The following is a 1,154-nucleotide window of genomic DNA, read 5'->3' on the forward strand; positions in this document are numbered from 1 at the left end:
GCCTGCCCAACGACCCGGCCACCGCGCTCACCCGGCCGGCCGTCGAGGAACGGCTGCGCCGGCTCGGCCAGCGTCTCGGCCGGCTCTCCGCCGACCTTCCACCGATCGCCGTCGACCAGCTCCTGGCGCTCCTCGGTTACGCGGAACTCCCCGCCGTGGCGGAGAACGGGGAGTGGAACCCGGCCTCCCCGCCGCCGGACGCGGAGGCCGTGCCGAACGCCGTCGCCGATCTGCTCAGCGCGCTCGCCGTGGAGGCGCCGCTGGTGATCGTCGTGGACGACCTGCACGACGCCACCACCGAGACGATCAACGCGCTCGGGCTGACCCTCAACCGGCTCAGCGGGCCGGTGCTGGTGCTGCTGCTTGGCCGCCCGGAGCTGGTGCGTACGGCGGGGGCGCTGACCCGGGTCGCGGACGCCGAGGTGCACGCGTTGCCGCCGTTGCGCGGCGCGGACGCCTCCCGGCTGCTCACCAGCTACCTGGCCGGCGGCAAGCTGCCGCAGGCCGACGCCGATCGGCTCCTCGCCACCGCGCAGGGCAACCCGTTCTACCTGGCCGAGCTGGTCACCCTGCTGATGGAGCGCGGCGCGCTGACCGCCGGGCCGGGGCGGGACGCCAACGTCGGCTGGCGGCTCACCCCCGGCTCGCTGGGCAGCCGGCTGCTCTCCCGCGACCTGGCCGCCGTGCTCGCCGCGCGGATCGACGCGCTGCCGCCCGACGCCCGCTCGGTGCTGCGGGACGCGGCGGTGGTCGGTGACACGGTGCCCACCGGCGCCTTGGAGGCGCTCCGCGAGCAGCGCGTGGGGCTGGCCGGCCGGCCCTCGGCGGTGGCCGCGGTGGAGCTGGACCGGGCCGTGGAGGAGCTGCTGCAACGCCGGATGCTGCATCGCACCCGGGCGGGCTTCGCGTTCGCCACGCCGCTGATGCGGGAGGCCGCGTACGCCGGGGTGAGCAAGGCCGAGCTGGCCGAGCGGCACGCCGCGCTGGCCCGGTGGGCCGCCCCGGAGAGCGCCGACGGCGCGGCCACGCTGCCCGGCGGGTTCACCGAGGCCGCCCGGGACGACTTCGTCGCCGAGCACGTCGAGCGGGCCAGCACGCTCGCCGACGCGGTGAAGCTGCGCCCGGACGCGCCGGCCCGCGCGGTGACTCCGCTC

1 pseudogene is annotated in these 1,154 nt (G+C 77.5%); it reads left to right on the top strand.

The features are described 5' to 3' along the window. Positions 1-1,154 (top strand): annotated as a pseudogene (locus ACWEVO_RS36895) (adenylate/guanylate cyclase domain-containing protein); the annotation flags it as partial.

The sequence above is a fragment of the Micromonospora sp. NPDC003776 genome (assembly GCF_053605645.1).